Source organism: Pseudomonas sp. BN415 (genome assembly GCF_029871195.1).
GTDB lineage: Bacteria > Pseudomonadota > Gammaproteobacteria > Pseudomonadales > Pseudomonadaceae > Metapseudomonas > Metapseudomonas resinovorans.
The window spans coordinates 1-5026 of the sequence record NZ_SSOK01000062.1 but is presented as its reverse complement, the minus strand read 5'-3'; the positions used below and the strand labels follow the sequence as shown (position 1 = coordinate 5026).

General features: G+C 66.2%; 4 protein-coding genes. All 4 read right to left on the bottom strand.

Annotated features, from left to right (window positions below):
• Positions 1-782, bottom strand: a 782-nt coding sequence (gene gcvT / locus E8F20_RS20865; protein ID WP_280285446.1) for a glycine cleavage system aminomethyltransferase GcvT, incomplete at its 3' end; no start/stop codon positions are given.
• 82 nt (positions 783-864) lie between these two features.
• Positions 865-2241 (bottom strand): L-serine ammonia-lyase, encoded by a 1377-nt coding sequence (locus E8F20_RS20860; protein ID WP_280285445.1) that lies wholly within the window; start codon positions 2239-2241, stop codon positions 865-867.
• A gap of 31 nt (positions 2242-2272) precedes the next feature.
• Positions 2273-3526, bottom strand: coding sequence for a serine hydroxymethyltransferase (gene glyA / locus E8F20_RS20855; RefSeq protein ID WP_280285444.1), 1254 nt, complete (start codon positions 3524-3526; stop codon positions 2273-2275).
• A gap of 59 nt (positions 3527-3585) precedes the next feature.
• On the bottom strand, positions 3586-5026 hold a 1441-nt coding region (gene gcvPB / locus E8F20_RS20850), incomplete at its 5' end, for an aminomethyl-transferring glycine dehydrogenase subunit GcvPB (protein ID WP_280285443.1).

The following is a 5026-nucleotide window of genomic DNA, read 5'->3' as shown; positions in this document are numbered from 1 at the left end:
CGGCGGGCCTTGGAGATGGCCCAGGTGAGGCTGGCGTCCACCGGCGTGGTGTCGGTGTTCATGTCATGGCCGTAGAGGCACAGGCCGGCTTCCAGGCGCAGGGAGTCGCGGGCGCCCAGGCCAATCGGCTGGACTTCCGGCTGGGCCAGCAGGGTGCGCGCCAGGGCTTCGGCCTGGGCCACGGGCACGGAGATCTCGTAACCGTCTTCGCCGGTGTAGCCGGAGCGGCTGACGTAGCACTCCACGCCTTCCAGGCGCACGCGGCCGAACTGCATGAAGGTCATTGTTTTCACCTCCGGCGCCAGGCGGCCGAGCACTTCGGCGGCGGCGGGACCTTGCAGGGCCAGCAAAGCGCGGGATTCGAACAGCGACTCGATCTCGCATTGTTCGCCGATGTGCGCTTGCAGGTGCGCCAGGTCCTGCTCCTTGCAGGCGGCGTTGACCACCAGCACCAGGTGGTCGCCGGCATTGGCCACCATCAGGTCGTCGAGGATGCCGCCGTTTTCGTCGGTGAACAGGGCATAGCGCTGCATGCCGGCGGGCAGGTCGATGATGTCCACCGGCACCAGGCTTTCCAGGGCGCGGGCCGCATGCTCGCCACGCAGAATGATCTGGCCCATGTGGGACACGTCGAACAGGCCGGCCTGTTCGCGGGTGTGCAGGTGCTCCTTGAGCACGCCGAGCGGGTATTGCACCGGCATGTCGTAACCGGCGAAGGGCACCATGCGCGCGCCGAGTTCGAGGTGCAGGGCGTGCAGCGGGGTTTTGGCGAGATCGGTCATGTAAGGCTCCAGGAATAAAAGTCCGAGTGGGATGAGGTTTCCCTCACCCCCGGCCCCTCTCCCAGAGGGAGAGGGAGAGAAATCAGCATTCGATGATGTTCACGGCGAGGCCGCCGCGAGCGGTTTCCTTGTACTTGCTCTTCATGTCGGCGCCGGTCTGGCGCATGGTGCGGATGACCTTGTCGAGGGAGATGAAGTGCTGGCCGTCGCCGCGCAGGGCCATGCGTGCGGCATTGATGGCCTTCACCGAACCCATGGCGTTGCGCTCGATGCAGGGCACCTGGACCAGTCCGCCGACCGGGTCGCAGGTCAGGCCGAGGTTGTGCTCCATGCCGATTTCGGCGGCGTTCTCCACCTGCTGCGGGGTGCCGCCCATGACTTCACAGAGCGCGCCGGCGGCCATCGAACAGGCCACGCCCACTTCGCCCTGGCAGCCGACTTCGGCACCGGAGATGGAGGCGTTCTCTTTGTAGAGGATGCCAATGGCGGCGGCCGTGAGCAGGAAGCGCTCGATACCGTCGGCGTTGGCGCCCGGCACGAAGCGGCTGTAGTAGTGCAGCACGGCGGGCACGATGCCGGCCGCACCGTTGGTAGGGGCGGTGACCACACGGCCGCCACTGGCGTTTTCCTCATTCACCGCCAGGGCGTAGAGGTTGACCCAGTCCAGCACGCTGAGGCTGTCGCGCAGGCTGGCTTCCGGGTGTTCGCTGAGTTGGCGGTAGAGCGCGGCGGCGCGGCGCTTCACCTTGAGCCCCCCGGGCATGATGCCTTCCTTGCGACAGCCGGTGGTCACGCAGTCCTGCATCACCTGCCAGATCTTCATCAGGCCGGCGCTGGTCTCTTCAGGGGTGCGCCAGGCTTTCTCGTTCTCGCGCATCAGGCTGCTGATGGAGAGTCCGGTGGCGCTGCAGTGGGCGAGCATGTCCTTGCCGGTCTTGAAGGGATAGGGCAGCGGCGTGCGGTCTTCGACTATGCGGTCGAGCCCGGCCGCTTCCTCGTCCACCACGAAGCCGCCGCCCACCGAGTAGTACTCGCGCGAACGGATCTGGATGCCGGCGTCGTCAAAGGCGCGGAAAATCATGCCGTTGGGGTGGTAGGGGAGCGGCTTGCGGATCATCGCCAAGTGCTCTTTTTCCACGAAATGGATCGGCTTCTCGCCGCCCAGGCGCAGTTCGCCGCTCTGGCGAATGCTCGCCAGGCGCTCATCCACGCGTTCGGTATCCACGGTATCCGGTTGCTCGCCTTCCAGCCCCAGCAACACGGCCTTGTCGCTGCCGTGGCCCTTGCCAGTGGCACCGAGGGAGCCGTAGAGCTCCGCCCGCATGCTCTGAACCCGCCCCAACAAGCCATCCGACTTGAGGCCGAGGACGAAGCGTGCAGCGGCGCGCATCGGCCCCACCGTGTGGGAGCTGGAGGGGCCGATGCCCACCTTGAACAGATCAAAAACGCTCAGCGACATGACGCGACTCCCAGAAATGCCCGACCGGCGATCAGGCCGGATACACCGGGAAGCGCGCGCACAACTGCGCCACCTGCCTGGCCACCTGCGCCTCGACATCGGCGTCACCGAGGTGGTCGAGGATGTCGCAGATCCAACTGGCCAGGACACGGCATTCCGGCACCAGGAAGCCCCGGGTGGTCACTGCCGGAGTGCCGATGCGCAGGCCGGAGGTGACGAACGGCGACTGCGGATCGTTCGGCACGGCGTTCTTGTTCACGGTGATGCCGACGCGGCCGAGGGCAGCGTCGGCGTCCTTGCCGGTGATGCCCTGACGGATCAGGCTGAGCAGAAACAGGTGGTTGTCGGTGCCGCCGGACACCACGTCATAGCCGCGCTGGATGAACACCGTGGCCATGGCCTTGGCATTGGCGATTACCTGGGCCTGGTAGTCCTTGAAGGACGGGTCCAGCGCTTCCTTGAAGCACACCGCCTTGGCGGCGATCACATGCATCAACGGGCCGCCCTGGGCACCGGGGAATACGGCGGAGTTCAGCTTCTTCTCAAGGTCCGCATTGGCCCTGGCCAGGATCAGGCCGCCACGCGGGCCGCGCAGGGTCTTGTGGGTGGTGGTGGTGACCACGTCGGCGTAGGGCAGCGGATTCGGATACAGGCCGGCGGCTACCAGGCCGGCGACGTGGGCCATGTCGACGAACAGCAGCGCGCCGACCTTGTCGGCGATGGCGCGAAAGCGCGGGAAGTCGAGGGTCTTGGAGTAGGCGGAGAAGCCGGCGACGATCATCTTCGGCTTGTGCTCCAGGGCCAGGCGCTCGACCTCGTCGTAGTCGATCAGGCCATTGGCGTCGATACCGTACTGCACGGCGTTGTAGAGCTTGCCGGAGGAACTGACCTTGGCGCCGTGGGTCAGGTGGCCGCCGTGGGCCAGGCTCATGCCAAGGAGGGTGTCGCCCGCATTGAGCAGGGCCAAGTAGACGGCGCTGTTGGCCTGGGAGCCGGAGTGCGGCTGGACGTTGGCGTAATCGGCACCGAACAGTTGCTTGGCTCGGTCGATGGCCAACTGCTCGACGATATCCACGTACTCGCAGCCGCCGTAGTAGCGCTTGCCCGGATAACCCTCGGCGTACTTGTTGGTCAGCTCAGTGCCCTGGGCCTGCATCACCTGCGGGCTGGCGTAGTTCTCCGAGGCGATCAGCTCGATATGCTCTTCCTGGCGCTGGGCCTCGTTGCGGATGGCGTCGAACAGCGCGGGGTCGAAATCGGACAGTGTGAGGCTCTTGTGGAACATGGTGGTTTCCTTCTTGTTCGGATGAATGCAGCGCAAAGGGTCTGGCTGTAGGAGCGCCGTCAGGCGTCCTGGTAGGCCTCGATGGACGGGCAGGCGCAGACCAGGTTGCGATCACCGTAGACGTTGTCCACGCGGCCCACCGGCGGCCAGTACTTGCCTTCCACCAGGCTGGCGGTGGGGTACACGGCCAGTTCGCGGCTGTAGTGGTGGGTCCACTCGCCAACCAGTTCCGCCGCGGTGTGCGGGGCGTTCTTCAGCGGGTTGTCGTTGGCGTCCAGTTCACCGTTCTCCACGGCGCGGATTTCTTCGCGGATGCGGATCATGGCGTCGCAGAAGCGATCCAGCTCTTCCTTGGATTCGCTCTCGGTGGGTTCGATCATCAGGGTGCCCGGCACCGGGAAGGACATGGTCGGGGCGTGGAAGCCGTAGTCGATCAGGCGCTTGGCCACGTCATCAACGCTGATGCCGCTGCTGTCCTTGAGCGGGCGCAGGTCGAGGATGCACTCGTGGGCCACCAGGCCGTTGTCGCCGGTGTAGAGCACCGGGTAGTGCTCTTCCAGGCGACGGGCAACGTAGTTGGCGCTGAGGATGGCCAGTTGCGAGGCGCGCTTGAGGCCCTCACCGCCCATCATGCGGATGTACATCCAGGTGATGGGCAGGATGCTGGCGCTGCCGAACGGCGCCGCGCTGACCGCGCCTTCCTTGCGGGCCATGTGGGCGTGGCCGGGCAGGAACGGTGCCAGGTGGGCTTTCACGCCGATCGGGCCGACACCCGGACCGCCGCCGCCGTGGGGGATGCAGAAGGTCTTGTGCAGGTTCAGGTGGGACACGTCGCCACCGAACTGGCCCGGGGCGCAGAGGCCGACCATGGCGTTCATGTTGGCGCCGTCGATGTACACCTGGCCACCGTTGTCGTGAACGATGGCGCAGATTTCGCGGATGCCTTCCTCGAACACGCCGTGGGTGGACGGGTAGGTGATCATCAGCGCGGCGAGGCGATCCTTGTGCTCTTCGGCCTTGGCCTTGAGGTCGGCGATGTCCACGTTGCCGCGGGCGTCGCACGCGGTCACGACCACGCGCATGCCGACCATGCTGGCGGTCGCCGGGTTGGTGCCGTGGGCCGATTGCGGGATCAGGCAGATGTCGCGCTGGTCGTCGCCGCGGCTCAGGTGGTAGGCGCGGATGGCCAGCAAGCCGGCGTATTCGCCCTGGGAGCCAGCGTTGGGCTGCAGGGACACCGCGTCATAGCCGGTGGCCTTGCACAGCATGGCTTCCAGCTCGGTGGTCAGTTCCAGGTAGCCCTGGGCCTGCCCGGCCGGCGCGAAGGGGTGCAGGGCGCCAAACTCCGGCCAGGTGATTGGGATCATCTCGCTGGCGGCGTTCAGCTTCATGGTGCAGGAGCCCAGCGGGATCATGGTCCGGTCAAGCGCCAGATCCTTGTCGGCCAGCTTGCGCAGGTAGCGCATCAGCTCGGTTTCCGAGTGGTAGCGGTTGAACACC

Bases quoted from the DNA above. Each gene is read 5' to 3' on its own strand.
- glyA (WP_280285444.1), bottom strand. From the start codon at position 3,526: ATGTTCCACAAGAGCCTCACACTGTCCGATTTCGACCCCGCGCTGTTC.
- E8F20_RS20860 (WP_280285445.1), bottom strand. From the start codon at position 2,241: ATGTCGCTGAGCGTTTTTGATCTGTTCAAGGTGGGCATCGGCCCCTCC.